The organism is Psychrobacter glacincola (assembly GCF_904846215.1).
In the GTDB taxonomy this organism is placed as follows: Bacteria; Pseudomonadota; Gammaproteobacteria; order Pseudomonadales; family Moraxellaceae; genus Psychrobacter; species Psychrobacter glacincola.
Genome location: NZ_CAJGZK010000087.1, coordinates 1 through 619, shown reverse-complemented (window position 1 = coordinate 619; position 619 = coordinate 1). Strand labels below are relative to the sequence as shown.

The window sequence follows — 619 nt, the reverse complement described above, 5'->3', positions numbered from 1 at the left end:
ATAAATACTCACCAAAAAAAGAGGGAATACCCATGGCAAAGGCCAAGTTTGAACGTCTAAAACCACATGTTAACGTCGGTACCATCGGACACGTTGACCACGGTAAAACCACCCTTACCGCTGCAGTCGCAACCGTAGCTGCAATCACCTCTGGTGGCGAAGCCAAAGACTACGCGTCTATTGACTCAGCACCAGAAGAAAAAGCACGTGGCATCACCATCAACACCTCACACGTAGAATATGACACCCCATCACGTCATTACGCTCACGTTGATTGCCCAGGTCACGCCGATTATGTTAAAAACATGATCACCGGTGCAGCCCAGATGGACGGCGCAATCCTAGTAGTATCAGCAACTGACGGCCCTATGCCACAAACCCGTGAGCACATCCTGCTTTCACGTCAGGTTGGCGTACCGTACATCGTCGTATTCATGAACAAGTGCGACGTTGTTGATGACGAAGAATTGCTTGAACTCGTAGAAATGGAAGTTCGTGAATTATTAAGCGACTATGACTTCCCAGGTGATGACACCCCAATCATCCATGGTTCTGCCACTGAAGCCCTAAAAGGCTCACAAGAAAAATATGGTCAACCAGCCGTTGTAGAACTATTAAA

The 619-nt window shown here is 47.8% G+C and carries 1 protein-coding gene; it reads left to right on the top strand.

Annotated features, from left to right (window positions below; all coding sequences use genetic code 11):
- Positions 1 to 32: 32 nt before the first annotated feature.
- A partial coding sequence (locus JMW90_RS13550) for a GTP-binding protein (protein WP_201564766.1) occupies positions 33 to 619 on the top strand: 587 nt, incomplete at its 3' end.